This is a genomic window from Kribbella swartbergensis (assembly GCF_054784135.1).
Genome location: NZ_BAAGPM010000014.1, coordinates 614,922 through 639,934 on the forward strand (window position 1 = coordinate 614,922; position 25,013 = coordinate 639,934).

21 protein-coding genes are annotated in these 25,013 nt (G+C 69.5%); 6 read left to right on the plus strand and 15 right to left on the minus strand.

Annotated elements, in window-relative coordinates; translation table 11 throughout:
- Window positions 1-39: 39 nt before the first annotated feature.
- The 6 genes from lnt to kdd form a co-directional block, all read right to left on the minus strand.
- Window positions 40-1,602: an apolipoprotein N-acyltransferase gene (lnt, locus tag ACYVOK_RS09920; RefSeq protein ID WP_460661996.1), complete on the minus strand. Its 1,563-nt coding sequence runs from the start codon at window positions 1,600-1,602 to the stop codon at window positions 40-42.
- Between the two features lie 585 nt (window positions 1,603-2,187).
- The gene (kal, locus tag ACYVOK_RS09925; RefSeq protein ID WP_460661997.1) at window positions 2,188-2,586 is read right to left on the minus strand and encodes a 3-aminobutyryl-CoA ammonia lyase; all 399 of its coding nucleotides are present in this window, start codon (window positions 2,584-2,586) and stop codon (window positions 2,188-2,190) included.
- Entirely contained in the window at window positions 2,583-3,338 is a 756-nt protein-coding gene (kamE, locus tag ACYVOK_RS09930) for a lysine 5,6-aminomutase subunit beta (RefSeq protein ID WP_460661998.1), read from the minus strand. The genes kal and kamE overlap by 4 nt, the downstream gene beginning before the upstream one ends.
- A complete protein-coding gene (gene kamD, locus ACYVOK_RS09935) occupies window positions 3,335-4,903 on the minus strand; it encodes a lysine 5,6-aminomutase subunit alpha (RefSeq protein WP_460661999.1) in 1,569 nt (522 codons plus the stop codon). The genes kamE and kamD overlap by 4 nt, the downstream gene beginning before the upstream one ends.
- Window positions 4,900-6,489 carry an amidohydrolase gene (locus ACYVOK_RS09940; protein ID WP_460662000.1) on the minus strand — a complete coding sequence of 530 codons (1,590 nt, stop codon included), beginning with the start codon at window positions 6,487-6,489 and terminating at the stop codon, window positions 4,900-4,902. The genes kamD and ACYVOK_RS09940 overlap by 4 nt, the downstream gene beginning before the upstream one ends.
- A gap of 3 nt (window positions 6,490-6,492) precedes the next feature.
- Window positions 6,493-7,536 carry an L-erythro-3,5-diaminohexanoate dehydrogenase gene (kdd, locus tag ACYVOK_RS09945; RefSeq protein WP_460662001.1) on the minus strand — a complete coding sequence of 348 codons (1,044 nt, stop codon included), beginning with the start codon at window positions 7,534-7,536 and terminating at the stop codon, window positions 6,493-6,495.
- A gap of 141 nt (window positions 7,537-7,677) precedes the next feature.
- On the opposite strand from kdd, the gene ACYVOK_RS09950 reads away from it, so the two are divergent.
- Window positions 7,678-9,153 carry a KamA family radical SAM protein gene (locus ACYVOK_RS09950; protein WP_460662002.1) on the plus strand — a complete coding sequence of 492 codons (1,476 nt, stop codon included), beginning with the start codon at window positions 7,678-7,680 and terminating at the stop codon, window positions 9,151-9,153.
- 61 nt (window positions 9,154-9,214) lie between these two features.
- Window positions 9,215-9,757 (plus strand): MOSC domain-containing protein, encoded by a 543-nt coding sequence (locus tag ACYVOK_RS09955; protein WP_460662003.1) that lies wholly within the window; start codon window positions 9,215-9,217, stop codon window positions 9,755-9,757.
- Window positions 9,758-9,764: 7 nt separating this feature from the next.
- Here the strand turns inward: ACYVOK_RS09955 and ACYVOK_RS09960 are convergent, their stop codons facing one another.
- Both ACYVOK_RS09960 and ACYVOK_RS09965 read right to left on the minus strand, forming a co-directional pair.
- Complete coding sequence (locus ACYVOK_RS09960; RefSeq protein ID WP_460662004.1) at window positions 9,765-10,436, minus strand: HAD family hydrolase; 672 nt, start codon at window positions 10,434-10,436, stop codon at window positions 9,765-9,767.
- A complete protein-coding gene (locus ACYVOK_RS09965) occupies window positions 10,433-10,873 on the minus strand; it encodes an Lrp/AsnC family transcriptional regulator (RefSeq protein WP_460662005.1) in 441 nt (146 codons plus the stop codon). The genes ACYVOK_RS09960 and ACYVOK_RS09965 overlap by 4 nt, the downstream gene beginning before the upstream one ends.
- Window positions 10,874-10,944: 71 nt before the next feature.
- Between ACYVOK_RS09965 and ACYVOK_RS09970 the strand changes: the two genes are divergently transcribed.
- Window positions 10,945-11,865, plus strand: coding sequence for a 5'-3' exonuclease (locus ACYVOK_RS09970; RefSeq protein WP_460662189.1), 921 nt, complete (start codon window positions 10,945-10,947; stop codon window positions 11,863-11,865).
- Window positions 11,862-13,067 carry a M20 metallopeptidase family protein gene (locus tag ACYVOK_RS09975; protein WP_460662006.1) on the plus strand — a complete coding sequence of 402 codons (1,206 nt, stop codon included), beginning with the start codon at window positions 11,862-11,864 and terminating at the stop codon, window positions 13,065-13,067. The genes ACYVOK_RS09970 and ACYVOK_RS09975 overlap by 4 nt, the downstream gene beginning before the upstream one ends.
- A gap of 3 nt (window positions 13,068-13,070) precedes the next feature.
- Here the strand turns inward: ACYVOK_RS09975 and ACYVOK_RS09980 are convergent, their stop codons facing one another.
- Both ACYVOK_RS09980 and ACYVOK_RS09985 read right to left on the minus strand, forming a co-directional pair.
- A complete protein-coding gene (locus ACYVOK_RS09980; protein WP_460662007.1) occupies window positions 13,071-13,721 on the minus strand; it encodes a response regulator transcription factor in 651 nt (216 codons plus the stop codon).
- Complete coding sequence (locus tag ACYVOK_RS09985; protein WP_460662008.1) at window positions 13,714-15,768, minus strand: sensor histidine kinase; 2,055 nt, start codon at window positions 15,766-15,768, stop codon at window positions 13,714-13,716. The genes ACYVOK_RS09980 and ACYVOK_RS09985 overlap by 8 nt, the downstream gene beginning before the upstream one ends.
- A 154-nt stretch (window positions 15,769-15,922) precedes the next feature.
- Between ACYVOK_RS09985 and ACYVOK_RS09990 the strand changes: the two genes are divergently transcribed.
- Window positions 15,923-16,558, plus strand: coding sequence for a hypothetical protein (locus ACYVOK_RS09990; RefSeq protein WP_460662009.1), 636 nt, complete (start codon window positions 15,923-15,925; stop codon window positions 16,556-16,558).
- A gap of 19 nt (window positions 16,559-16,577) precedes the next feature.
- Here the strand turns inward: ACYVOK_RS09990 and ACYVOK_RS09995 are convergent, their stop codons facing one another.
- The 5 genes from ACYVOK_RS09995 to ACYVOK_RS10015 all read right to left on the minus strand — a co-directional run bounded on the left by ACYVOK_RS09995 (window position 16,578) and on the right by ACYVOK_RS10015 (window position 22,931).
- The gene (locus tag ACYVOK_RS09995; protein ID WP_460662010.1) at window positions 16,578-17,570 is read right to left on the minus strand and encodes a nucleoside hydrolase; all 993 of its coding nucleotides are present in this window, start codon (window positions 17,568-17,570) and stop codon (window positions 16,578-16,580) included.
- 93 nt (window positions 17,571-17,663) lie between these two features.
- On the minus strand, window positions 17,664-19,724 hold the full coding sequence (locus ACYVOK_RS10000; RefSeq protein WP_460662011.1) for an ABC transporter ATP-binding protein: 2,061 nt from the start codon (window positions 19,722-19,724) through the stop codon (window positions 17,664-17,666).
- A complete protein-coding gene (locus tag ACYVOK_RS10005; RefSeq protein WP_460662012.1) occupies window positions 19,721-21,454 on the minus strand; it encodes an ABC transporter ATP-binding protein in 1,734 nt (577 codons plus the stop codon). Before ACYVOK_RS10005 ends, ACYVOK_RS10000 begins: the two co-directional genes overlap by 4 nt.
- On the minus strand, window positions 21,454-22,119 hold the full coding sequence (locus ACYVOK_RS10010; RefSeq protein WP_460662013.1) for a TetR/AcrR family transcriptional regulator: 666 nt from the start codon (window positions 22,117-22,119) through the stop codon (window positions 21,454-21,456). Before ACYVOK_RS10010 ends, ACYVOK_RS10005 begins: the two co-directional genes overlap by 1 nt.
- Window positions 22,120-22,160: 41 nt before the next feature.
- A complete protein-coding gene (locus ACYVOK_RS10015; RefSeq protein WP_460662014.1) occupies window positions 22,161-22,931 on the minus strand; it encodes a TetR/AcrR family transcriptional regulator in 771 nt (256 codons plus the stop codon).
- Between the two features lie 181 nt (window positions 22,932-23,112).
- Between ACYVOK_RS10015 and ACYVOK_RS10020 the strand changes: the two genes are divergently transcribed.
- Window positions 23,113-24,999, plus strand: coding sequence for an ABC transporter ATP-binding protein (locus tag ACYVOK_RS10020; RefSeq protein ID WP_460662015.1), 1,887 nt, complete (start codon window positions 23,113-23,115; stop codon window positions 24,997-24,999).
- Window positions 25,000-25,013: the final 14 nt, after the last annotated feature.

The following is a 25,013-nucleotide window of genomic DNA, read 5'->3' on the forward strand; positions in this document are numbered from 1 at the left end:
AGCCTGATCCCCTCCAGTGTTGCGCGCCGGCCCGAGCGGTCAGGCCGGGACCTTCTCGCGGCTGCGAGTGGCCGCCGGCGGCGTCTGCGGACCGTCGGCGGGCCGCCTGCGGCGAGCCACGAACGCCAGGACCACTCCCAGGATCCCCAGGCCGGTCAAGATCCACTGCGGCCAGCCGCCGAGCCTCGTGGCCAGCGTGTGCGCGTCGCGGACCGGGACCGACGCGACGTACACGTCGGGCACGAACTGTGCCGACTTGTGCTCGACGGTGCCGTCGGGCCGGATGACGCCGGAGATCCCGCTGGTGGACGCGACCAGCACGGTCCGGCCGGTCTCGATCGCGCGCATCCGGGTGATCGCGAACTGCTGCTCGGGCTGGCCGGTGCCGCCGTACGTCGCGTTGTTCGTCTGGACGACGAGGACCTGGGCGCCGCCCTTCATCACGTCCGCGACCACGTCGTCGTACGCGACCTCGAAGCAGATCACGTCGCCGTACGTCACGCCCGCGATCGGCATCACGCCGGGCACCGTGCCGGGCGCCGTCTGCCGGCCGACCATCTCCAGCCGCTTGATGTAGGGCAGCAACTGCTCGCGGAACGGGATGTACTCACCGAACGGCACCGGGTGCCGCTTCGCGTAGATCTGACCCGGCCCGTTCCGGTCCCACACCACGCCGGTGGTCTGCCGCTCGTTCGGGCCGGGTCCTTCCAGTACGGCGCCGACCAGGATCGGGACGTTGACGGCCTCGACGGCTTGCTCGATGTCGGCCCGCGTCTCGGTGTCCTTGAACGGGTCGATGTCGGTCGAGTTCTCGGGCCAGATCACGATGTCCGGCTTGTGCTCCGAACCCTCCTGGACCCGCCTCTGCAGGTCGAGCGTCGCGTTCAGGTGGTTGCGCGTGACGGTCCGGGCGCGGCCGAGGAACTCCAGGCCCTTGCCGGGCACGTTGCCCTGCACCATCGCGGCGTTGACGACCTTGCCGTTGCCCTCGGTGGACAGGGGGATCAGCGCGCTGCCGCCGACGACCGCGACGCCGGCCACCAGCGCGACGGCCCGGAGCCTGAGCGCGGTCTTCGGCCGCAGTACGGCGTACACGAGGACGCCGAGCAGGGCGACGGCGAAGCTCAGGCCGGGGATGCCGACCAGCGACGCCAGCTTGCCCAGCGGCGAGTCGGCGAAGGCCCACGCCAGCCGGCCCCACGGGAACCCGCCGAACGGGATCGACGCGGTCGCGAACTCGGTGGCCACCCACAGACACGAGATCCACAGCGGCCACCACTTCAGCTTCAGGACCTGGGGCGCGAACGCCCCGAAGACCGCGTAGAACAGTCCCTCGAGGATCGCCAGCGCGATCGCCGCGTCGCCGCCGATGACGCTGAGCCACGGCACCAGGACGAGGTAGTAGGTGATGCCGAAGCCGGCGCCGATCAGGAAGCCGCCCTTGGCCGAGGCGCCGGTCAGCGCGCCCAGGAAGAGGGGTACGGCGAGGAGGGTCAGCCACGGGTGGTCGTGCGGTTCGAAGGCGAGTCCGAGCATGGCGCCGGCGGCGACTGCCACGGCGACCCTCGGCAGGACCCGTCCCAGAGCCTTCAACCGGTCCACGCGGTACCCCTTGTCCTCACTGTCCCGGCGCACGCCGGTCGCACGACCGTACAACGTCCCGGACAAGCAAATGTATCCGGTCAGTAGCAATTCGGGACCGATCGGGGACAGGGAGCGGGGCCGGCCAGGACGCGCGGACGTGAGATCCCCTCGGCAAGGGGCCGGGAAAGGCAAAGGGCCGGAAAAGAGGAAAGAGGCTCGGCGCTCCTTCGGACCAACCGTCGATCCGCTGGCTGCGAACCGTCCGGCTGTTGTCTACTGGCCGCCGAGCCTCTTCCACCTCTGCCCCGCGGGGGGCTAACCACCGGCGATCTCAGCCCCCGTCGACTCAGGCCTGGCACTGGCCTGGTCAGCGTCGCGGGATCATCCGGTGGCCGAACTTCGTGTGACCGTTGACAAAACGGGATGTGACGACTCCCAAAACGATGCTCGCTGACGGCGGTGGTGTCAACCTCTCCACCGGCTCCTTGAGGCCGTTGTAACACTTTCGCCTGTCCTACCTGGAAAAACGAACATCCCTCACCGGTGTCACGTTACAGAGCCGTCTCGGCACTCCACGTGTTCGTTACCGAGGGCAACTAATCGTCACGCAACCGGTACGACGACCGTCCCGGTGGCGCGGGTGATCACGAGCGGCTCGGCCAGCACCTCGGCCGCCGACTCGGACTTGTCCGGCCGGCCGCGGCAGACCACGGACGCGCTGAACTCGAGCTCGCGGCTGCGGTTCCCGACCCTGGTGATGGTCGCCGTCACCTCGACGACGTCGCCGGCCCGCAACGGCTGCAGGAACTGCACGTCGGAGTACGACGCGAACAGTCCCTCGTCGCCGTCGGACTGGATGCACACCTCGGTGGCGACGTCGCCGAACAGGCCGAGGACGTACGCGCCGTCGACCAGGTTCCCGGCGTAGTGCGCGTGGCTGTACGGCACGTAGCGCCGATGGGTGACGGTGAGCCCGACAGTTGCCTTTGACACCTTGTTCACGCGGTCTTTCTGTGCGAGGTCGTACGCCGGGTCACGAGTGCGTCGACGAGGTAGCTGGCCACCTCGCCGGGGGTGGTGCCGCGGCCGAACACCCGGTCCACACCGAGTTCGCCGGCCATCTGCTCGGTGAAACGGGGGCCGCCGGCAACCAGCACCGGCCGGGTGTCCTCGGAGTACGCCTCCCGGAACGCGGCCGACATCTCCTTGGTGTTCAGCACGTGCGCCTCCCGCTGGGTGACCACCTGCGACACCAGGATCGCGTCCGCCTTCTCCGCCTTGGCCCGCCGGACCAGCTCCGGTACGGCGACCTGTGCGCCGAGGTTCACCACCTTGAGCTCCCGGTAGTACTCCAGGCCCTTCTCCCCCGCGAACCCCTTGATGTTCATGATCGCGTCGATGCCGACGGTGTGCGCGTCGGTGCCGATGCAGGCGCCGACCACGGTGAGCCGGCGGCGCAGGTGCTTGCGGATCGCGAGATTGACCTCCTTCGGCGACAGCAGCGGGTAGTCGCGCTCGACCACCTCGACCTTGCCGGTGTCGACCAGGTGGTTCACCGGTCCGTAGACCACGAAGAAGGTGAAGTCCGGTCCCATCGCCTTGGCGTGCACGACCAGCGCCGGGTCCATGCCCATCTTGTTCGCCAGTTGGACGGCGGCGCCCTCGGCCCGCTTGTCGTGCGGGATCGGCAACGTGAACGACATCTGCACCATGCCGTCGCCGGTGGTGTCGCCGTACGGCCGGATGATGCTCACCGGTCCTCCTCCAGCAGCTCGATGGCGGGGTTGTAGTACGCGTCCGAGCGCTTCCCGACGCCGTCGAGGCCGCGGCCGGCGTCCTGCGGGCGCTTCATCAACCCGAAGGTGCCGTCGCCGATGGCGTTCAGCAGGCCGTCGTCGACGATCTCCTCCAGCAGCTCGACCGATTCGGCCAGCACCTGCCGGGCCCGCTGGGCGATGAACCCGTCCGGCGCCGGCCGGAAGTCCTCGTGAAGGTTGCCTGCGGCACCCAACACGTATCGGACGTTCTGCAGCGCCAGGTCGCGGTCGGAGATCCACGGCGTGACGACGGCCTCGGTCATCATCCCGACGAGCAGGATGCCCTGCCCGGTCAGGGCGCCGGCCAGGTTGAAGAACCCGTCGAGAAGGTAGCCGCGGAACACGTCGCCGGTCATATGCCGGGTCGGCGGCATCCACTTCAGCGGCGCGTCCGGGAACAGCTGCCGGGCCAGCAGCGCGTGCGCGAGCTCGAGCCGGAACGAGTCCGGCAGGTCCGGGTTGATCTCGAACGCGTGCCCGAGGCCGAGCTGCCAGTCCGCCAGGCCCGCTTCCTTCGCGAAGTACTCGTTCAGCAGTTGCGACACCGTCACGGTGTGCGCGGCCTCGACCGCGTCCGCGGTGGTCAGGTAGTTGTCCTCGCCGGTGTTGATGATGATCCCGGCGCGGGCGTGGATCTGCCGGCTGAACCGCTGGTCGACGAAGGTGCGGATCGGGTTGATGTCGCGGAACAGGATCCCGTACATCGAGTCGTTCAGCATCATGTCGAGCCGTTCCAGCCCGGCCAGGGTCGCGATCTCCGGCATACACAGCCCGGACGCGTAGTTCGTCAGCCGGACGTAGCGGCCGAGTTCCTTCGACGACTCGTCCAGCGCGGCCCGCATCAGCCGGAAGTTCTCCTGCGTCGCGTACGTTCCCGCGAACCCTTCCCGGGTCGCGCCCTCAGGCACGTAGTCGAGCAGCGACTGCCCGGTCGACCGGATCACCGCGATGATGTCCGCGCCCTCCCGCGCCGCCGCCTGCGCCTGCGGGATGTCCTCGTAGATGTCGCCGGTGGCAACGATCAGGTAGATCCACGGCCGCTGCTCCGGGTCACCGTGCCGCTTGATCAGCCGGTCCCGCTCCCGCCGCCGCGCGTCGATCCGCCGCAGCCCGGCCGCCGCGGCCTTCCGCGCCGTGGATCGCGCCCGTACGGCGTCGCGTCCTTCGGGCAGCCGGAACGTCACCGACCCGGACGCGGCCTTCTGCGCGAGCACACTCAGGTCCTCGGCCTCACCGCGCACCAATGCGTCCCACACCGGCAGCGCGAGACCGTGTTCCAGCCCGACGTCGGCGCGGACCGTGTCCGCGAGCCGGTTGACCCACGGAATGCCGTCGCTGTCGGCGCCGGTCAGCCCGGCCAACCGCAGTACCGCCCGCTCGACCGACACTGTCGTGTGCTGCCGGGCCAGGTTGACGATCGGCCGCCCCGCCTTACGAGCCAGGCTCCGTGCCTTCCGGACGGTGACCGGATCCAGGTCGAGCTTCTTCACCGCACGCGTCACTGGGACCATCCTTCGACTTCATGGATCACGCGGCCTCCGACGACGGTCCGCTGACAGGTGGGCACCGGCGCGCCCTCACTCAGGTCGGGCAGCACCGGCACCCCGGCCCGCGGATCCGTCGACCACGCCGCGACGCGCTCGTCCGGGGTCTGGACGACCAGGTCGGCATCGCTCTGCCAGACCGCGTACGTCGCCGCCGTACCGGGAGCCAGAACGCCGGCGTCGTCGATCCCGGCCGCGCGCCAGCCACCCCGCGTGTGCGCCTGGAACGCGGCCCGCACGGTGATCCGCTCGGCCTTCTCGTGATGGAACGCGGCCGCCCGCACGGCCTCCCAGCCGCCGAGCTCGGTCACCGGCGAGTCCGAACCGAACGCCAGTACGACGCCCGCACGGGCCAGCGAACCGAACGGGTTCATGCCCTGCCAGCGATCGCCGACGCGCTCGGCGTACATGCCGTCGGGGCCACCCCAGAGTGCGTCGAACATCGGCTGGACGCTGGCGACCACACCACAGCGGGTCAGCGTCGCGATCGCGTCCTCACTCGGCATCTCGACGTGCTCCAGCCGGTGCCGGGCGGCAACGAGGGCCTGGACGCCGACCTTCTCGGCGGCGAGCTCGAACCCGCGCGCGATGTTGTCCAGCGCCTGGTCGCCGATGCAGTGGAAGCCCGCCTGCACGTTCCGCTCGGTACACGCGACGACATGCTCGGCGATCTGTTCAGGAGTCAGGTACGCATGACCCCGGTGATCGGCACGATCGGCGTACGCCTCCCGCAGCGCCGCCGTACGCGAGCCGAGAGCGCCGTCGGCGTTGAGGTCGCCGGCCAGCCCGGCAAGGCCGAACGTGCCGATGTGCTCGAAGACGCCGGGCTCACCCCAGTAGAGCGTCGCCGACAGACCAAGCTGGTCGGCGACCTCCCGCACGATCGGCAGCTCCCAGAGCGGCCCGATGTGCGGCGCGGCCATCTCGTGGAAAGCCCCGATCCCCTTCGACGCCATCGCCCGCAGTGCAGCCTCGACGTCCTTGCGTCGCTGGTTCGGTCCGATCAGCTCGCTCAGCGCATCGCGTACGGCGTGGTGCGCGTCGCGCTCCACCCGGCCACTCGCGTCGTACCCATCTCCTGTCGCGACCGGGACCAGGGCGGAGGAGATCACTCCGGAGTGGCCGTCGACGCGGGAGAGATAGACGCGGCGTCCGCCGGCGGCTAGATCCAGCTCCTCGGCGGTCGGCGGGCGGCCCTCCGGCCACTTCGTCTCGTCCCAGCCGGCGCCGTCGATCACCGCGTCGGCCGGCAGCTTGGCCGCGAACGCCGCGAGCTTGTCGAGCGCCTCGGTGAGCGACGTCGTACCGGCGAGGTCGAGGCCGGTGAGCAACGCGCCGGTCTGGGCGGTGTGGACGTGGGCGTCGACGAAGGCCGGCGTGACCAGCTTGCCGTCGAGGTCGATCACCTCGTCCGCGCCGTCGGCGTACGACGAGGCGCCGGTGTCGTCACCGAGCCAGGTGACCACGCCGTCGTCGAACGCGATCGCGGTCGCGTGAGGGTCGGCGGGAGAATAGACGGAACCGTTCGTCAGAAGTGTGCGCACGGCTCAATCCTCCGCCAGCCTGCTCTCGAACAGTCCGCGGACACCCGGCTCGTTGCGCAACAGGTCCATCGCGTACTCCGCATGGCCCGGCACGTACCCGTTGCCGACGAGCATGGTCACGTCCGCGGCGAGCCCCTCGGCACCGAGTGCGGCAGCTGAGAACGAGGTCGCCATCGAGAAGAAGATCACCGTGCCACCGGCAGCGGTCGCGAGGACGGCGCCGTGCTCGCACCCCGGTACGTCGACGCACACCACTGTGATGTCCGCCGGTCCCCCGGCCTTCTCGACCGCCTCGGCGAGAGCCACCGGGTCGCGGGCGTCGGCCAGCGCGACCGTGTCGGCCAGACCGGCAGCCGTGAGCCGCTCCGATTCGTGCCGCACCGGCACGATGCCGATGGTCCGGGCCGCACCGGCGTCCCGGGCGGCGGCCAACGACAGGGACCCGCTCTTACCTGCGCCGCCAATAACTGACACGACAGGTTTTGTGCCTTTGTCGACATACTGGCGCACCACGCGAGCGGTCAACGCCGGCGCCCCGCACACGTCCATGACCGCCAGCGACAGCTCCGGCTTCAGGTCGTCGGGCAGCTTGGCCACGATGGAGCGGGCGAACAGGATCGCGTGACCCCGCGCCGGCACCTGCTCGCTCCGGCCGTCCCAGTCGGCGAGCCCGTCGGTGATCCGCAGCGGCGTGAGGGTCAGTGAGACCAGCGTCGCCACCCGGTCGCCGGGTGCGACACCGAGCGGCGACTCCGGGCCGACCTCGTCGACCACGCCGACGAGCATGCCGCCGGAGCCGGTGACCGGGTTCTGCATCTTGCCGCGGGACTCGACGATGTCGAGCACCGCCCGGCGGATCGCCGTACCGTCGCCGCCGTGCGCCTCGGCCAGCTGGCGGTACGACGCGGCGTCCAGGTTCAGCCGCTCGACCGCGATGCGGACCTCGTCCGGCCAGATCTCGGGACGCGCATCGAGTTTCTCCGCCGCCTGCGGCAAGACGCCGGACGGCGCGATCACGCGGTGCAGTCCAACCGGGCTAGACGACACGAGGCCTCCTTCTGAGTCAGGCAAAAGACTACTGAAACTGCGGGTCGACGGGAATTCTTCCGGCACATCGGTGGATCTACGGGACGTTCTATCGCTATCCTCACATATGACCGCATCGCCCCTGAAGCCCCGGAGGCCTTCGTGACCGACCTGATCAGCCCCGACCTCGCCGTACCGGAGCCGCGTGATCTCGCCGGCCAGCCGTACGCGTACCGGCGGGCCGAGCTGGTGGAGCCGGACTGGACCCGCATCCCCGGCTGGAAGGACGTCACGGCCGAGGAGTGGCGGTCGGCGCAGTGGCAGCGCGCGCACTGCGTGAAGAACGTCAAGCAGTTGCGCGACGTGATGGGCGACCTGCTCGAGGAGCGGTTCTACGAGGACCTCACCCGGGACCAGGCGGAGCGGGCGACGATGTCGATGCTGCTGCCGCCGCAGATGCTGAACACGATCGTCCCCACGGACGACTACGCGGGAACGTTCACCGAGGCCTTTTACGCGGACCCGGTCCGCCGCTACATGCTGCCGGTCTTCAGCGACCGGCGGACCGACTGGCCGTCGCACCCGCACGCGACTCGGGACTCGCTGCACGAGCACGAGATGTGGGCCACGGAGGGGTTGACCCACCGCTACCCGACGAAGGTGCTGGCGGAGGTTCTGCCGACCTGTCCGCAGTACTGCGGGCACTGCACCCGGATGGACCTGGTCGGCAATTCCACGCCGGTGATCGACAAGCTGAAGTTCGTCGCGAAGCCGCAGACCCGGCTCGACGACATGCTCGACTACCTGCGCCGTACGCCGGGAGTCAGGGACGTCGTCGTGTCGGGTGGCGACGTGGCGAACATGCCGTGGCCGCGGCTGGAGGCGTTCCTCACCCACCTGCTGGAGATCGAGAACATCCGCGACATCCGGCTGGCCACCAAGGCGCTGATGGGCATGCCGCAGCACTGGCTGTCGGACGACGTACGGGCCGGTGTCGAGCGGGTCGCGACCGTGGCGCGCAGCCGCGGCGTGATGCTCGCGATGCACACGCATGTGAACGCGGCCCAGTCGGTGACGCCGCTGGTCGCCGAGGCGACCAAGGCGATGTTCGAGGCCGGTCTGCGCGACGTCCGCAACCAGGGCGTGCTGATGCGCGGCGTCAACGACTCCGTGCCTCAGCTCCTCGACCTGTGCTTCGCGCTGCTCGACGGCGCGACCATCACGCCGTACTACTTCTACATGTGCGACATGATCCCGTTCTCCGAGCACTGGCGGGTCTCGGTGCGCGACGCGCAACACCTGCAGCACGGGATCCTCGGCTACCTCCCCGGCTTCGCGACGCCGCGCATCGTCTGCGACGTCCCGTACGTCGGCAAGCGCTGGGTGCACCAGGTGTCGGAGTACGACGAGGTGCGCGGCATCTCGTACTGGAAGAAGAACTACCGGACCGGCATCGAGCAGCAGGACCCGGAGGCTCTGAACCGGACCTACGAGTACTACGACCCGATCGACACCCTGCCGGCCGAGGGCCAGGAGTGGTGGAAGCAGCACGCCGGCACCTCACTGGCCGAGGCGGAGAAGCGCGCCGCCGCCTCCCGCGAGGCCGCCGAGTCCCAGAAGCTGCTGCAGATCAACTGACCGATCCCACCTTCGGTGCCACCGATGCAGGGGTGGCACCGAAGGTGTTCTACTTGGGCGTGTGAGCGCTTCTGTGGTGGGGGTCAGCCGGGATTCCCGGCATCGGTTCAGCAAGCCGGCGGTGGAATCGATCCGGGTGGTCGCGGGCCACGGGGTCGAGGGTGACGCCCACGCCGGTGCGACGGTCCAGCATCTGCACCCCAAGCGGCTCCACCCGGCCCGGCCGAACCTCCGGCAGGTCCACCTCATCCAGGCCGAGTTGCACGACGAGCTCCGGGAGCTCGGGTACGACGTCGAGCCCGGCGAACTCGGGGAGAACATCACCACCCGGGGCGTCGACCTGCTCGGACTCCCCCGAGGCACCAGGCTGCGGATCGGCTCCGAGGCCGTCCTGGAACTCACCGGTCTCCGCAGCCCGTGTCAGCAGATCAACAAGTTCCGGCCGGGGCTGCTGAAGCAGGTCATCCACACCGAGCCGGACGGCACCGTCGTACGCAAGACCGGCGTCATGTCGGTCGTCCTCACCGGCGGCGTGATTCACCCCGACGACGCAATCCTGATCGAGCAACCGGACGGCCCACACGCGCCCCTCGAGGTCGTCTGACCAACGGTCAGTACGGTGCACCGATCAGCCCGGGCAACTCGGTGAACGACGCCACCGTCGGTCCACGCCAAGCCGGGTCGCTGTCGGAGTGTTCGGTGGTACGGATGGCGTGCATCCCGAGCGCGGCCGCGGCCGGGAGTTCGTTGTCGTTCCCGTCGCCGACGTAGACGCAGGCGGTCGGCGCCACACCGAGGCCGTTGCAGGCGGTCAGGTAGATCTCCGGTTCCGGCTTGGCGGCTCCCACCTCGGCCGAGAACGCGGTGGTGTCGAAGTACGGCGGGAGCGGGCTCTGGTGCCACTGGAGTTGCGTCTCGGCGGTGATGTTGCTGACCAGGCCGATGCGCCAGCCAGCCGAGCGGAGTTCGGCCAGTGCGCTCAGGGTGCCGGGTGGGCAGGCGTTGAGCAGTCGACGGGTCAGGGTCCGACGCAGGATTGTTGCCTCGTGCACCTGTTCGTCCGTCGGGTCGGCGCCGGTGCGGCGGGCGATCACGCGGAGTGTGTTGGGCAGGTCGCCGAACACACCGGTGAAGCGCCCGTACCTCGTGGCGGCGAACTCACGGGTGAACGCCGCAGAGTCGACTCCGAGCACGTCGGCCATCGCCAGGTTGACCACGGCGCGTTCGGCCTCACCGCCGGGCACGAGCGTGCTGAACAGGTCGAGCAGTAGGGCCTGCTTCACAGCGCCGGGGGGCGGCGTTCGTAGGGGGTGCTGAGGACGATGGTGGTTGTCGTGGAGACGTTGGCGCGGGCGCGGATGACGGCCAGGAGGTTCTCCAGAGCCGCCGGGGAGGCGACGCGGACGACCAGGATGTAGCTCGAGTCGCCGGCGACCGAGTAGCAGGACTCGATCTCGCGGACGTCGCGGAGCCGTTCGGGCGAGTCGTCCGGCTGGGACGGGTCGATCGGCCGGATCGCGATCAGCGCGGTCAGCGGCAGGTCGAGTTGCGTGTGGTCGACCGTTGCCGCGTATCCCTTGATGACGCCGCGCTGCTCCAGCCGCTTGACCCGTTGATGCACCGCCGACGTGGACAGGCCGGTCGCCTTGCCCAGGTCGGTGAAACTCATCCGGCCGTCGCTCGCCAGCAGCCCAACGATCTTGCGGTCCAGGTCCTCCACCCTGGAGACCCTACTGCCGCGACCGCCCGGCATGAAAGCATCACCCCATGGGTGAGACTGCGCAGCGGCTGATGCTGCTCGATACCGCGTCGCTGTACTTCCGCGCGTTCTTCGGCGTGCCGGACACGATGAAGGCCGCCGACGGTACGCCGACCAACGCGATCCGCGGCCTGCTCGACTTCATCGCCCGGCTGGCCGAGAACCACCGGCCGACCCATCTGGTCGCCTGCTGGGACGACAACTGGCGGCCGTCCTGGCGGGTCGCGCTGATCCCGTCGTACAAGGCGCAGCGGGTCGAGTTCGTCACCCCGAAGGGTGAGCAGGTCGAGGACGTGCCGGACCGGCTGGAGGTCCAGGTGCCGTATATCCGCGCCTGCCTGGAGGCCCTCGGCATCGCGGTCGTCGGCGCGCCGGACCACGAGGCGGACGACGTGATCGGCACCCTGGCGTACCGGGCGACGATGCCGGTGGACGTGGTCACCGGTGACCGTGACCTGTTCCAGCTGATCGACGACAGCCGCGGCATCCGCGTCGTCTACACCGCCGCCCGCGGCGTCGGCCGGGCCGACGTGTACGACGAGAAGGCGCTGCTCGCGAAGTACGAGATCCCCGCCAACCGGTACGCCGATTTCGCCACCCTGCGCGGTGACGCCTCCGACGGCCTGCCGGGCGTGAAGGGCGTCGGCGAGAAGACGGCCGCTTCGCTCGTCGCGGCGTACGGCGACCTGGACGGTATCCGGAAGGCGGCGGCCGACCCGAGCTCGCCGATGTCCCCGGCGGTGAAGCGCAAGATCCTGGACGCGAGCGACTATCTCGACGTGGCCCCGAAGGTGGTCGCGGTGGCCAAGGACGCCCCGGTCGGTCAGTTCGACGCGACCATCCCGCGCGAGGTGAAGGACCCCGAGCGCTGGCTCGACCTGGTCGAGCTCCTCGAGCTTGGCGGCAGCGCCCAGCGCGTGATGGCCGCGCTGAACCTGGGCCCGAAGGCATGAGCCGGACCGTCGAGCTGGCCGAGGGGTTCCGGGACGAGATCGTCGCCCTGCGCCGCGCCCTCCACCAGGTCCCCGAGTACGACCTCGCCCTTCCGAAGACACAGCAGCTGGTTCTCGGCGCCCTGGAGGGTTTGCCGCTGGAGATCACCCTCGGCAAGGAGCTGTCCTCGGTGACCGCGGTACTGCGGGGCGGACGCGGACCCGGCCCGGTCGTGCTGCTGCGCGGAGACATGGATGCTCTCCCGGTCACCGAGCGGGTCGACGTCCCGTACGTCTCCCAGCATCCGGGGATGATGCATGCCTGCGGCCACGATCTGCACGTCGCCGGACTTGTCGGTGCGGCGAAGATCCTGTCGGCGATGCGGGCCGAGCTGGCCGGTGACGTGGTGTTCATGTTCCAGCCCGGCGAGGAGACCAGTGGCGGCGCGCCGATCATGATCCGGGAGGGCGTGCTCGACGCCGCCGGTCGCCGGGCCGAGGCGGCGTACGGCCTGCACGTCGGGTCCGCCGGCCAGCCGTTGGGGATGTGGAGCAGCAGGCCCGGCCCGTTCATGGCCGCGGCGGACCAGTTGCGGGTGCGCGTCGTGGGCGAAGGTACGCACGGGGCGACTCCGTACCGCGGCAAGGACCCGATCCCGGTGGCCTGTGAGATGGTGACCGCGCTGCAGACGATGATCACCCGGCAGTTCGACGTATTCGACCCGGTTGTCCTCACCGTCGGGCGGATCGCCGGCGGGACGAAGGAGAACATCATCCCGGACGACGTGCACTTCGACGCGACCGTACGGACGTTCTCCGAGGAGACCCGCACCAAGGTGCAGCAGGCGGCGACGCGGCTGGTCGAGTCGATGGCCGCCGCGCACGGGCTGACCGTCGAGGTGAACTACCACCTCGGCTACCCGGTCACGGTCAACAACGCGGAGGAGTACCTGTTCGCCCGGCAGACCATCGTCGACCTCTTCGGCCCAGATCGCTTCCGCGAACGCCCGAACCCGAGGTGTGGTGCCGAGGACATGTCCTACGTCCTCAACGAGGTCCCCGGCGTCTACCTCAACATCAGCGCCTGCGCCTCCCCGGATCCGGACGCCGCCGCCGACAACCACTCCCCCTTGGCCACCTTCGACGACTCCATCCTCCCCGACGCCGCGGCCCTCCTCGCCGAACTCGCCGTACGCCGCCTCACCCGCGAGCAGGCGGGCTGACACCTACCGGCCGAGACCGGCGTTGCGGGCCCGGATGATGGCTTCGGCGCGGTCGGCGACGTGGAGTTTGGCGAAGATGTTCGAGACGTTGTTGCGGACGGTCTTCGGCGACAGGTAGAGCTCGGCGGCGATCTGGGCGTTGGGGCGGCCGGCGGCGACGAGGGCGAGGATCTCGTTCTCCCGCGCGGTGAGCTGCGGGAACGGGCTGCCGGGTTCGGCCACCGGAGCGCCGGAGAAGAACTCGGCGACCCGGCGGGCGATCGCCGGGCCGAAGATCGCCTCGCCCTCGGCGACCGCGGTGATCGCCCGGACGATCTCGGCCTGGTTCGCGCCCTTCAGCAGGTAGCCGCGGGCCCCGGCGCGCATCGCGGCGAACAGCGTCTGGTCCTCCTCGGCCATCGTGAGCACGACAACCCCGATGTGCGGGCTCTCCCCGGTGATCGCACGGGTCGCCTCGATCCCGTCCAGCCGCGGCATCTGCACGTCCATCACGACGACATCCGGCTGCAACTCGCGCGCGCCGTCCACCGCCTCCACCCCGTCGGCCGCCGTACCGACGACCTCGACGCCGTCCAGCGAGCCGAGCAGCGCGGCCAGGCCGTCGCGGTAGACGGGATGGTCGTCGGCCAGCAGCACCCGCACCGGCTCAGCCATGAACGACCTCCGGTACGGCGTCCAGCGGCAACGTCACGTGGACGACGGTGCCCCCGCTCGCCGGGCAGGTAACGCTGCAGACGCCGCCCAGCTCGGCGGCGCGCTCCCGCACCGACAGCATGCCCACGCCCGCCGTCACCTCCTCGCCGATCCCGATCCCGTCGTCGCTCACCGACAACTCCAGTGTCTTCCCGTCGACCCGCAGGCTGATGTCACACCGGCGGGCCTCGGCGTGCCGGGCGACGTTCGTGAGCGCCTCGGAGGCGATCCGGTACGCCGCCACCTCGACGCCGGCCGGCAACGGGCCCAGCGCGTCCGCGTCGACTGACACCGCCAGTCCAGCGAGCCGGAAACGCTCCGCCTGCTGCTCGATCGCCCGTACCAGCCCGAGTTCGTCGAGCGCCGGCGGCCGTAGGTCGTGAACCAGCCTGCGGACCTCAGCCAGCACCGCAGCCACCTCGGTCGTCGCCTGTTCGAGCATCCGGTCCGCCTCCGCCGGCGCGGACCTGGCGAGATTCCGGGCGGTCTCGATCCGCAGCGCGACCGCGCCGAGACTGGGGCCCAGGCTGTCGTGGAGATCTCGCCGGATCCGGCGTCGCTCCTCTTCGCGGGCGGCGACCAGTCGACTCCGGCCCTGCTGCAACTCCGTGCTCAACTCGCTCGCCCGGGCCGCCGCGGCTGCCTGCCTCACCAGGTCACCCAGCAGTCGCTGGTCCCGCTCCGACAGCGCCGTACCGTCGCCAGGGCAGAACACCAGCCGGCCGACCGACTCCCCGCGATAACCCACAGGGAGTGCGTGGGTGGGACCGGACTCCCGGCCGTGCTCGACGATCGCCAGCCGACCGCTGGACCGCTCGATCTCCACCCGCACGTACGGCAGCCGGAACGCCTCGGCCAGCGTGCGGGCGACCGCGCGGAGTTGCTCGTCGGGATCGGCCGCCGACTCGAGTCGCTCGGCGAGCGTGGACATGGTGGCGTACGGATCGTCGCGGGAGCCGCGGACGAGCCGGCGCACCCAGCGCCACAGCCGGCTCCGCAGCGGCGCGTAGACGACCGCGACGACCGCGATGGCGACCAGTGCCGCGTCACGTTCGCCGATGACGCCACCGGCGATAGCGAACACGGCCAGGTCGACACCGACCACGAGCACCGCGAGAACGCCGTACAGGAAGGTGGCCGAGAGCAACCGATCGACGTCGTACAGGCGGTGCTTGGTGACCGCGACGACGATCGCCGCCGAGGTGAGCGCGATGGCGAGGCCGAACAGGACGACCGGCACGGCCGGTGGGTTCTCGAACGGGACGATCAGCACGACCATGTCCACCAGCGCGGCCCACATCAGCCAGCGGATCTGCGCCCGCCGTTCCCGCGTCGCCGCTCGGTAACGGTGCACCGTGACGGCGAACGGTACGACGAGACTGACCAGGACGGCCGTGTACGCAACGCGGAGCAACGGTTCCCACACGTCGTACGGAAGGCCGATGCTGAACGGGTCCAGCGAGAGCCGCGTGATCTCCGGCGGGAGCGCCGCGTTGTGGTAGCGCTGCATGACGTCCATCGGCGCAACGATCAGCAGGAGCGGCAGCAGAACGGTCAGCGCCAGGCTGGCGATCGACAGCCGGCGCCAGAGCCTGGCAGTGGCGAGCTTGCCGTCCGGGAACAGCAGGATGAGCAGCGGCAACCCGAGCAACAGGAACGCGCCGAAGCGGGAGTAGAACCAGTACGCCGCCGACGCGCCCGGCAGCCCCGGCGACGTGTAGACCGCGTACGTCGCCCAGCTCGAAGCGAACCCGTCGACGATCCACAGCACGCCGGAGCCGGTCAGGATCCAGGCGATCGGATGACGCGGGAGGCGATGCAGAAGCAGCAGCCCCGGCACGACCTGCGCAAGCCCGGACACGCCGGCAGACCAGCCCTCGTCCAGCTCGGCCGCTGCCGGGGCGCCGCCACCGTTCCTGATGTCGAGGACCACGGTGGCGACGACCAGCAGGAGCGCGGCTGCCCCGAGTACAGCCGGCCCCCGTCCCCTCCTGGTGTCCTCCCCCACTGATGCATTGTCACCCAGAGTGTGTCCCGCCGTCGCGGGTCATTTGTCCCGTCGTACGACGGGACACCTCGAAGGACCGCGGACCCTGTCTCGCAGGTCGGCCGGCGGCGAAGACTCGGTGGCCATGAGAAGCACCTCAGGGGGAGGAACCGCAATGACGACAACACCTGCCAGAGCCCGCACCGACGTCGCACCGACGCTTCAGGTCCGCGGTGGGCCGCCAGAGCGCACGATCCGGCGGCTCGGCCTCGGACTGACCGCCGGGACGCTGGCCTGGGCGGCGAGCATCTTCATGTTCGGCACGGTGAACGAAGGGGTGCCCGAGCGGATCGGCAACCTGACCGGATTCGCCTTCCAGCTCGGCCTGTTCTGCCTGCTGGCGATCCAGTTCAAGACCCGGGCGACCGGGCTCAGCCGGGGATCCGTCGCACTGGTGAAGGTGGAGGCAGTCATCCTCGCCATCGCGAGTGCCTGGTCGCTGTTGCACGGCGTACTGCCGTCCGCGCACCAGGACGCGGCGTGGTTGATACCGATGGACATCTGCTGGCCGCTGTCGATGCTCGGGATGATGGTGATCGCGGTGAAGCTCGCGTTCGCCGGTCGCTGGCGCGGCGTGCTGCGCTGGTGGCCGCTGGTCGCGGAGAGCTGGGTGATGGTGACGCTCCCGGCGATGATCGTCTTCGGCGACCAGGCCTCCCGCTGGGTCGGCGGCACCCACCTGCTCATCGGCTACGCCACTCTGGGCCTCCTACTGGCCCTGCGACCGCACTTGGTCGTCCCGAAGGACTGAGAACGGGGCGCGGATGCTCTCAGCTGAGGGTGGCATCGAGCCAGGACATGAAGGCGGCGTAGTCCACGCTGACCGACATGCTGATCTCGGTGCCGTCCTCGGCGAGGGTCATCCGGCCGAGGTGGTCCAGGGCGACGCGTTCCCTGGAGAAGCGGATCCCGGGCCACAGCATTGCGGCGGCCAGGGTGAGCCCGTCGTGCTGCATCGTGCCGGGATACCGCTCCATCCACCGATCGCAGTGCTGCTTGAGGATCGGCGCCCACGGCGGTGCGCCGGGCTCGGCCCACCTCCGGTAGATCGGTGAGTCGGCGGTGATCTCGATCGCGGGGTTGAACGTCACGTCGGACACCACGAACGTCGGACCCCAGAGTTCGAGCGCCGGCAGCAACCGGATCACGGCGTCCGGATCCATCCGGAAGTTGTGCTCGGCCTGCGACGGATTCCGGTAGTTGATCGCGCCACCCATCTGCGTCACCAGCAGCTTCGCGACGAGCTCGGGGCGCTCGTCCTGCAACCTCGCCAGATTCGACAGCGGCCCCATCCCCACCCACCGCACCGGCCCGGCGGTCGACGCACAGACGTCCGCCACCGCCTCGACCAGATCGCCCTGCTGCTTCGGCACGTCATCCGGAAACAACCCGTCCACGACATACAGCCGGCTGTTCCCGAGATCCGATCCGGTCACGACCTTCACGTCCGGCCGCCCCGCCACGTCCAGCAGATGCCGCACGAACCGCGCCCGCTCCCCGCCGTACTCGTCACTGGTCACGACCAGCGCCAACTCCGGCACCCTCCGGGCCGCCACCACCAGCGCCACCGCGTCATCCGGATCCCCACCGGCATCCGTGTCGATGATCATCGGCGCCCGCACGCTCACCGGCGGCCCGACCTCCGGCGGCGGCCCGCCCGACGTCAGGGAGTCCGACAGGTCCGCGAACTCGTCAGCAAACTCGCTCAACCCAGTGAGCGCCAACCAGTCCGCCGTCGGATCTCCTTCGTCCCGGCTGCCCATGCCACCTCCACTTGTCCGCGCCTGAGCTGAAAAGCATTCTGACGTCTCGCAGGCATGGTGGAAGGGGACGCTGGGGTGGCGTCCCCTTCCGGGTCAGCGCGGTGTGGCGGCGGCGGGGGTGGGCAGGGTGGGTTGGTCGTCGATGTCGATGGCTGCTCCGGTGAATTGGGCGTTGTAGAGGCGGGCGTAGGCGCCGTTGGCGGTGAGCAGTTGCTGGTGGTTGCCCTGCTCGACGATGGCGCCGTTCTCCATCACCAGGATCAGGTCCGCGTCGCGGATCGTGGACAGGCGGTGCGCGATGACGAAGCTGGTGCGGTCCGAGCGGAGGGCAGCCATCGCCCGCTGCACCAGGACCTCGGTCCGGGTGTCGACCGAGCTGGTGGCCTCGTCCAGGATCAGCAGCTGCGGATCGGCCAGGAACGCGCGGGCGATGGTGAGCAGCTGCTTCTCACCGGCGCTGACGTTGCTTCCCTCCTCGTCGATCACCGTGTCGTACCCGTCCGGCAGGCTGTGCACGAACCGGTCGACGTACGTCGCCTTGGCCGCGGCGAGCATGTCCTCCTCGGTCGCGTTCAGGTTGCCGTACAGGATGTTGTCCCGGATCGTGCCGCCGAACAGCCAGGTGTCCTGCAGCACCATGCCGATCCGCGACCGCAGGTCGTGCCGGGTCAGTTTGGTGATGTCGACGCCGTCGAGGGTGATCCGGCCGCTGTTCAGCTCGTAGAACCGCATGATCAGGTTCACCAGCGTGGTCTTGCCGGCCCCGGTCGGCCCGACGATCGCGACCGTCTGGCCGGGCTCGGCGACCAGGCTCAGGTCGGTGATCAGCGGCTTGTCCGGGTGGTACGAGAACGACACGTGCTCGAACTCGACCCGGCCGCGGGACTCGGTCACCTTCGCCGGTACCGCCGCGTCCGGCACCTGCTCCTCGGCGTCCAGCACCTCGAACACCCGCTCGGCCGAGGCGACCCCGGACTGCAGCAGGTTCGCCATCGACGCCACCTGGGTGAGCGGCTGGGTGAACTGGCGGGAGTACTGGATGAACGCCTGCACGTCGCCGAGCGACATCGTCCCGGAGGCGACCCGCAGACCGCCGACCACCGCGATCACCACGTAGTTGACGTTCCCGATGAACATCATCAGCGGCATGATCAGGCCGGAGATGAACTGCGCCCCGAACGCGGCCTGGTACAGCTCCTCGTTCTTCTGCGCGAAGTTCGCCTCGATCTCCTTCTGCCGGCCGAAGACCTTCACCAGCTCGTGTCCGGTGAACGCCTCCTCGATCTGGCCGTTCAGCGCACCGGTGTGCCGCCACTGCGCGACGAACCGGGCCTGCGAGCGTTTCGCGATCGCGGCCGTCACCACCATCGAGATCGGGATGGTGACGAGGGCGATCAGGGCCAGCAGCGGCGAGACCACGAACATCATCGTGACCACGCCGATCACCGTCAGCAGCGAGGTGAGCAGCTGGCTCAGCGTCTGCTGCAGGCTGGTCGAGATGTTGTCGATGTCGTTGGTCACCCGGCTCAGCAGCTCGCCGCGCGGCGCGCCGTCGAAGTAGCTCAGCGGAAGCCGGTTGAGCTTGTCCTCCACCTCCGAACGCAGGTCGAAGACCGTCTGCTGGACGACGCCGTTCAGGATGTACCCCTGCAGCCAGGAAAGCAGGAACGCGCCGACGTACAGGCCCAGCACCAGCAGCAGGACGTTGCGCAAGGCATCGAAGTCGATGCCGACGCCCGGGATCAGGTCGATGCCTCGGAGCAGGTCGGCGAGGCGGTCGTTGCCGGCGGCCCGGGTCTGCTCGATCACCTGCTCCTTGCTGACACCGCTCGGCAGCCGCTTGCCGATCGCGCCGGCGAAGATGATGTCGGTCGCCTTGCCGAGGATCTTCGGGCCCAGCACCGACAGCGTGACGCTGCCGACCGCGAGCAGGATGACGCCGAACAGCTGAATCCGGTGCGGGCGCAGCCGCCGGAGCAGCCGTTTCGCGGACGGGACGAAGTTCATCGACTTGTCCCCCGGAATCCCGCCGGGCGGCCCGAACGCGCGGCCGGTCGTCGGCCGCTCGGTCGCCTTCACGGTCGCCGGGGCACCGCCTTCAGCCGGAGCCTGTCCGTTCGGCGAGGCAGGCGCTGACTTCTGCTCCTCGGTCATGCTGCCTCCTCCGCGGAACGCTGGGACTCGACGATCTCGACGTACGTCGGGCAGCTCTCGAGCAACTCGTCATGGGTGCCCTTGCCGACGATCGCGCCGTCCTCGAGGACCAGGATCTGGTCGGCGTCGATGATCGTGGACACGCGCTGGGCGACGATCACCACACACGCGTCCGCCGTCACCGGTCGCAGCGCCGCCCGCAGCCGGGCGTCGGTGGCCAGGTCGAGTGCGGAGAACGAGTCGTCGAACAGGTAGATCTCGGGTTTGCGGACCAGTGCCCGGGCGATCGCGAGCCGCTGTCGCTGACCACCGGACACGTTCGTGCCGCCCTGCGCGATCGGTGCGTTCAGCCCCTCCGGCATGGCCTCGACGAAGTCCTTGCCCTGGGCAATCTCCAGGGCGGCCCAAAGCTCCTCATCGGTGGCTTGCGGGTTGCCGTAACGCAGGTTGCTGGCGACCGTCCCGGAGAACAGGTACGGGCGTTGGGGCACCAGGCCGATGCGCTCCCACAGCGCCTCCGGCTCGATCTCCCGGACGTCGATTCCGTCCACCAGCACCCGGCCGGCGGTGGCGTCGACCAGCCGCGGCACCAGCGACAGCAGAGTCGTCTTGCCGGCACCGGTGCTGCCGATGATCGCGGTCGTCTGCCCCGGTGCGGCGGCGAAACTGATGTCGCGCAGGACCGGCTCGGCGGCGCCGGGGTACTGGAACGAGGCGTTCTCGAGGACCAGCTCACCGCGGCCGGTGAAGGTGCGGATCGGGGTGACCGGCGGCCGGACCGAGGACTCGGTGTCGAGCACCTCGGCGATCCGGTCCGCGCACACCGAGGCGCGCGGCACCATGATCATCACGAACGTCGCCATCATCACCGAGAACAGGATCTGGATCAGGTAGCTGAGGAACGCGGTGAGCGCGCCGACCTCCATCGACCCGTTCTCGACCCGGGAGGCGCCGAACCACAGCACCGCGATGCTGGACAGGTTCAGGATCAGCATCACCACCGGGAACACCAGCGCCATCAGCCGGCCGGCCCGGATCGCGGTGTCGGTCAGGTCGGCGTTCGCGGCCCGGAAGCGGTCCACCTCGTGCGGTTCGCGGACGAACGCCCGGACCACCCGGATGCCGGTGATCTGCTCGCGCAGGACCCGGTTCACCCCGTCGATGTTGACCTGCATCTTGCGGAACTGCGGAACCATCCGGCTGGCGATCAGACCGATCGATGCCGCCAGCAACGGGACCGCGACGGCCACCAGCCAGGACAGGCCGACGTCCTCACGGATCGCCATCACCACGCCGCCGACCATGGTGATCGGCGCGGCCACCAGCATCGTGCAGGTGGTGACGACCAGCATCTGGATCTGGGTGACGTCGTTGGTGCTGCGCGAGATCAGCGTCGGCGCGCCGAACTGATTCACCTCACGGGCGGAGAACTCCCCGACCCGGTGGAAGACGGCGGCGCGCACGTCCCGGCCGAGCAGGGCGGCGGTCTTGGCACCGAAGTACACGGCCAGCACCGTGCAGATGATCTGGACCAGGCTGACGCCGAGCATCCAGCCGCCGGTCTCCATGATGTAGCCGGTGTCGCCCTTGGCCACGCCGTTGTCGATGATGTCGGCGTTCAGGCTGGGCAGGTAGAGGGAGGCGATCGTCCCGATCAACTGCAGGACGACCACCAGGGACAGGTTTCCCGCGTACGGGCGTAAGTGCGTACGCAAGATGCGAAGAAGCATCAGTCATCCCCAGAGTCGTGGTTGCGGGGACCGTCGAGAGCGAACTCGGCGATCTCCCGGGCGGCCGGTCGCCGGTCGTCCCGCCGCCGGAGACCGTCGAGCGCGAAGTCGACGATCTCCTCGGCGGACAGCACGACGCCGCCCGAAATCATTGGGTGGGTGGCGGAGAAGGTGATCAGCCCGATCCGGCGGACCACCTCTTCGGGCGGGAAGCGCAGTTTGTCGGCGTCCGGCCGGATCAGGTCGGCGAACGCCGCGTTGGCCAGGTCGGACTGGCGCTTGCGCCGGGCCTCGTCCATCGGCATGGACTTGAGGTCGGGCGGCCGGCGCAGCCCCAGCGCGAACATGAGCTTGAAGACGCTGCGCAGCCGGGCCTGGCCGACCTCGACCGCGGCAACCATCCGCTCCTCCAGCGGCAGCGAACGGTCGATCTGTTCCAGCGCCGTGATCAGGTGGGTGTTGTCGAAGGCGGTTGCCATCACAGCGTCGATCAGCGCGTCCTTGCTGCCGAAGGCACGGAAGATGGTGCCCTCGGCGATCCCGGCCGCCTCCGCGATCTGCTTGGTGCTCACCTCGGCGCCGAACTCCTCCAGCAACGGCAGGGCCGCTTTGACGATGGCGGCGCGTCGCTCGTCGGGAGGCAGTGGTGTCGCTCGTGGTGTCACGCGTCGAGGCTAACTGAGTGAGTACTCACTCACAACCGGATTCACCCTTCCGGGCCGGACCGCTTCGCCACCAGCGCGGATACGCCGTCCAGAAGCCTCGCCAGACCGTATTCGAACGCGTGCTCGGCGTCGTACGGGGCGTCGAACTCATTCCCCACCGCGCTCCCGACCCGCGACGCGAGTGGGAACTTCTGGGCGTCACCGATCTTGTCCAGGTGTGGAACGTGCGCCAGCCACCATTCCTTGTCGGTCATCCCCGACCGCTGGATCACCTGCCGCGCCTCCACCGCGGTCCGGACGGCGCCGTGCACGTAACCGTTGATCAGGGCGACCGTCGCGTCCATCTCGATGTCGGTCAGGCCGATCCCCTCGACCGCGGACAACTCGTACTCGTACTTGGCCATCACGTTCGGGCCGAGCGGCGGCCGGCTGACGGCGATCTGCAGCATCCAGGGGTGCCGCAGGTACAACCCGCGATTCTCCCGGGCGACCTCGTCGAGCTTCGCCCGCCAGTCCCCGTCCACCTCGCGGCGCGGCAACTCGCCGTACACGGTGTCGAGCATGACGTCGAGGAGCTCGCCCTTGCCAGGGAAGTAGCGGTACAGCGTCATCGCGCCGACGCCGAGCTCCTCGGCGACCCGGCGCATGGACATCCCGCCGATCCCCTCGGCGTCGGCGATCCGCAGCGCCACCTCGACGATCCCCTCGACGGTGAGTGCCGGCTTCGGGCCGCGGGTCGGCTGCGGTCGCCTGCGCCAGAGCAGCTCGAGACTCTTCGCCGGGTCGCCGCTGCCGCTGTACTCCTGATTCATGTGCGCAATTCTTCCCGAGTGGCTACACTCGTCCGGCTACTTCGTACAGCGTACCCAATAAAGGATGCTTGTTGACCTCAAGGATGGTTGAGGTTCTACGGTCGGAAACTGTCGGTGGTCTGCGGGATCATCGGCTCCTCCTGAACAACCGAGCCGCCGGAGTCTCGCCGTGAGTATGGAAATGACCGCATGGACGTCGATGTACCACGCCATGCACCGCCAGGACGAGCAGCGCCCGTTCTCGCGGGCCACACTGAAACGCATCCTGTCGTTCGCGCGCCCGCATCGGCGCGCGCTGAGCCTGTTCCTGGTGCTCAGCGTGGGTGCCGCGGTCCTCGCGGTGGCCACACCGGTGCTGGCCGGGCAGGTGGTGGACGCGATTGTCGGCGGGAAGCCGTTCCGGGTCGTCTTTCAGCTCGCCCTGCTGATCGCCGTCATCGCGGTCGCCGAGGCCGGGATCGGTCTGCTCACGCGGTGGCTGTCGGCGCGGATCGGTGAGGGGCTGATCCTCGACCTGCGTACCGCGGTGTTCGACCACATCCAGCGGATGCCGATCGCGTTCTTCACCCGGACCCGGACGGGCGCCCTGGTGTCGCGGCTCAACAACGACGTGATCGGTGCCCAGCGAGCCTTCAGCGACACGCTCTCCGGCGTGGTCAGCAACCTGGTGATGCTGGTGCTCACGCTCGTGGTGATGCTGCGGGTGTCGTGGCAGATCACGCTGCTCGCGTTGGTGATCCTGCCGATCTTCGTCATCCCGGCGCGCCGGATCGGCAACCGGCTGGCCTCGCTGGAGCGGGAGGCGGCGAACTACAACGCGACGATGAGCACGCAGATGACCGAGCGGTTCTCGGCCCCGGGCGCGACGCTGGTGAAGCTGTTCGGGCGGCCGACGCGGGAGTCGCTGGAGTTCGCGATCCGGGCGCGCCGGGTGCGCGACATCGGGGTGAAGACGGCGATGGTGCAGTGGGTGTTCGTCACCTCGCTGACGCTGGTGTCCGCGCTGGCCCTGGCCGTGGTCTACGGGCTGGGCGGGTTCTACGCGCTGCGCGACCAGCTCGACGCGGGTGCCGTCGTCGCGATGGCCCTGCTGCTGACCCGGCTGTACTCGCCGCTGACCGCGCTGGCGAGTGCGCGACTCGAGGTGATGACGGCGTTGGTCAGCTTCGAGCGGGTCTTCGAGGTGCTCGATCTCGAGCCGTTGATCAAGGACAAGTCGGACGCCGGGGTCGTTCCGCCCGGGCCGGTGTCGGTCGAGTTCTCGCACGTGCACTTCGCCTACCCGTCAGCCGACAAGGTCTCGCTGGCGTCGCTGGAGGAGGTCGCGAAACTCGACACCCGCGGTGGCGTCGAGGTCCTGCACGACGTGTCGTTCCGCGCCGAGTCGGGACAGATGGTCGCACTGGTCGGCTCGTCCGGGGCCGGCAAGTCGACGATCGCTCAGCTCATTCCCCGGCTGTACGACGTCGATTCGGGGTCGGTGAAGCTGGCCGGTGTCGACGTACGGGACGTGACCGCGGAGTCGTTGCGGGACACCCTCGGGATGGTCACCCAGGACGGCCACCTGTTCCACGACAGCATCCGGGAGAACCTGCTGCTGGCGCGACCGGAGGCGACCGAGGACGAGTTGTGGGACGCGCTGTCACGAGCGCGGCTCGCTGAGTTGATCAGGTCGTTGCCCGACCAGCTCGACACGGTCGTCGGCGAGCGCGGGTACCGATTGTCCGGCGGTGAGCGGCAGCGGCTGACGATCGCCCGGTTGCTGTTGGCGCAGCCGCGGGTGGTGATCCTCGACGAGGCGACCGCCGCGCTGGACTCCACGAACGAGGCCGCGGTCCAGGCGGCGCTGACCGAAGCGCTGGAAGGACGGACAGCGGTCGTCATCGCGCACCGGCTGTCTTCCATCCGGGCGGCCGACCAGATTCTCGTGATCGAGGACGGACAGATAGTCGAGCGCGGCACGCACACGGAGTTGCTCGCAGCGGGTGGCCGCTACGAGGAGCTGTACCGGACCCAGTTCGACCAGCCGGGCACCGGCGCCGCCGACGCGGAGGTGGTCGCGGTCTGACGGGTGCGCGCTGC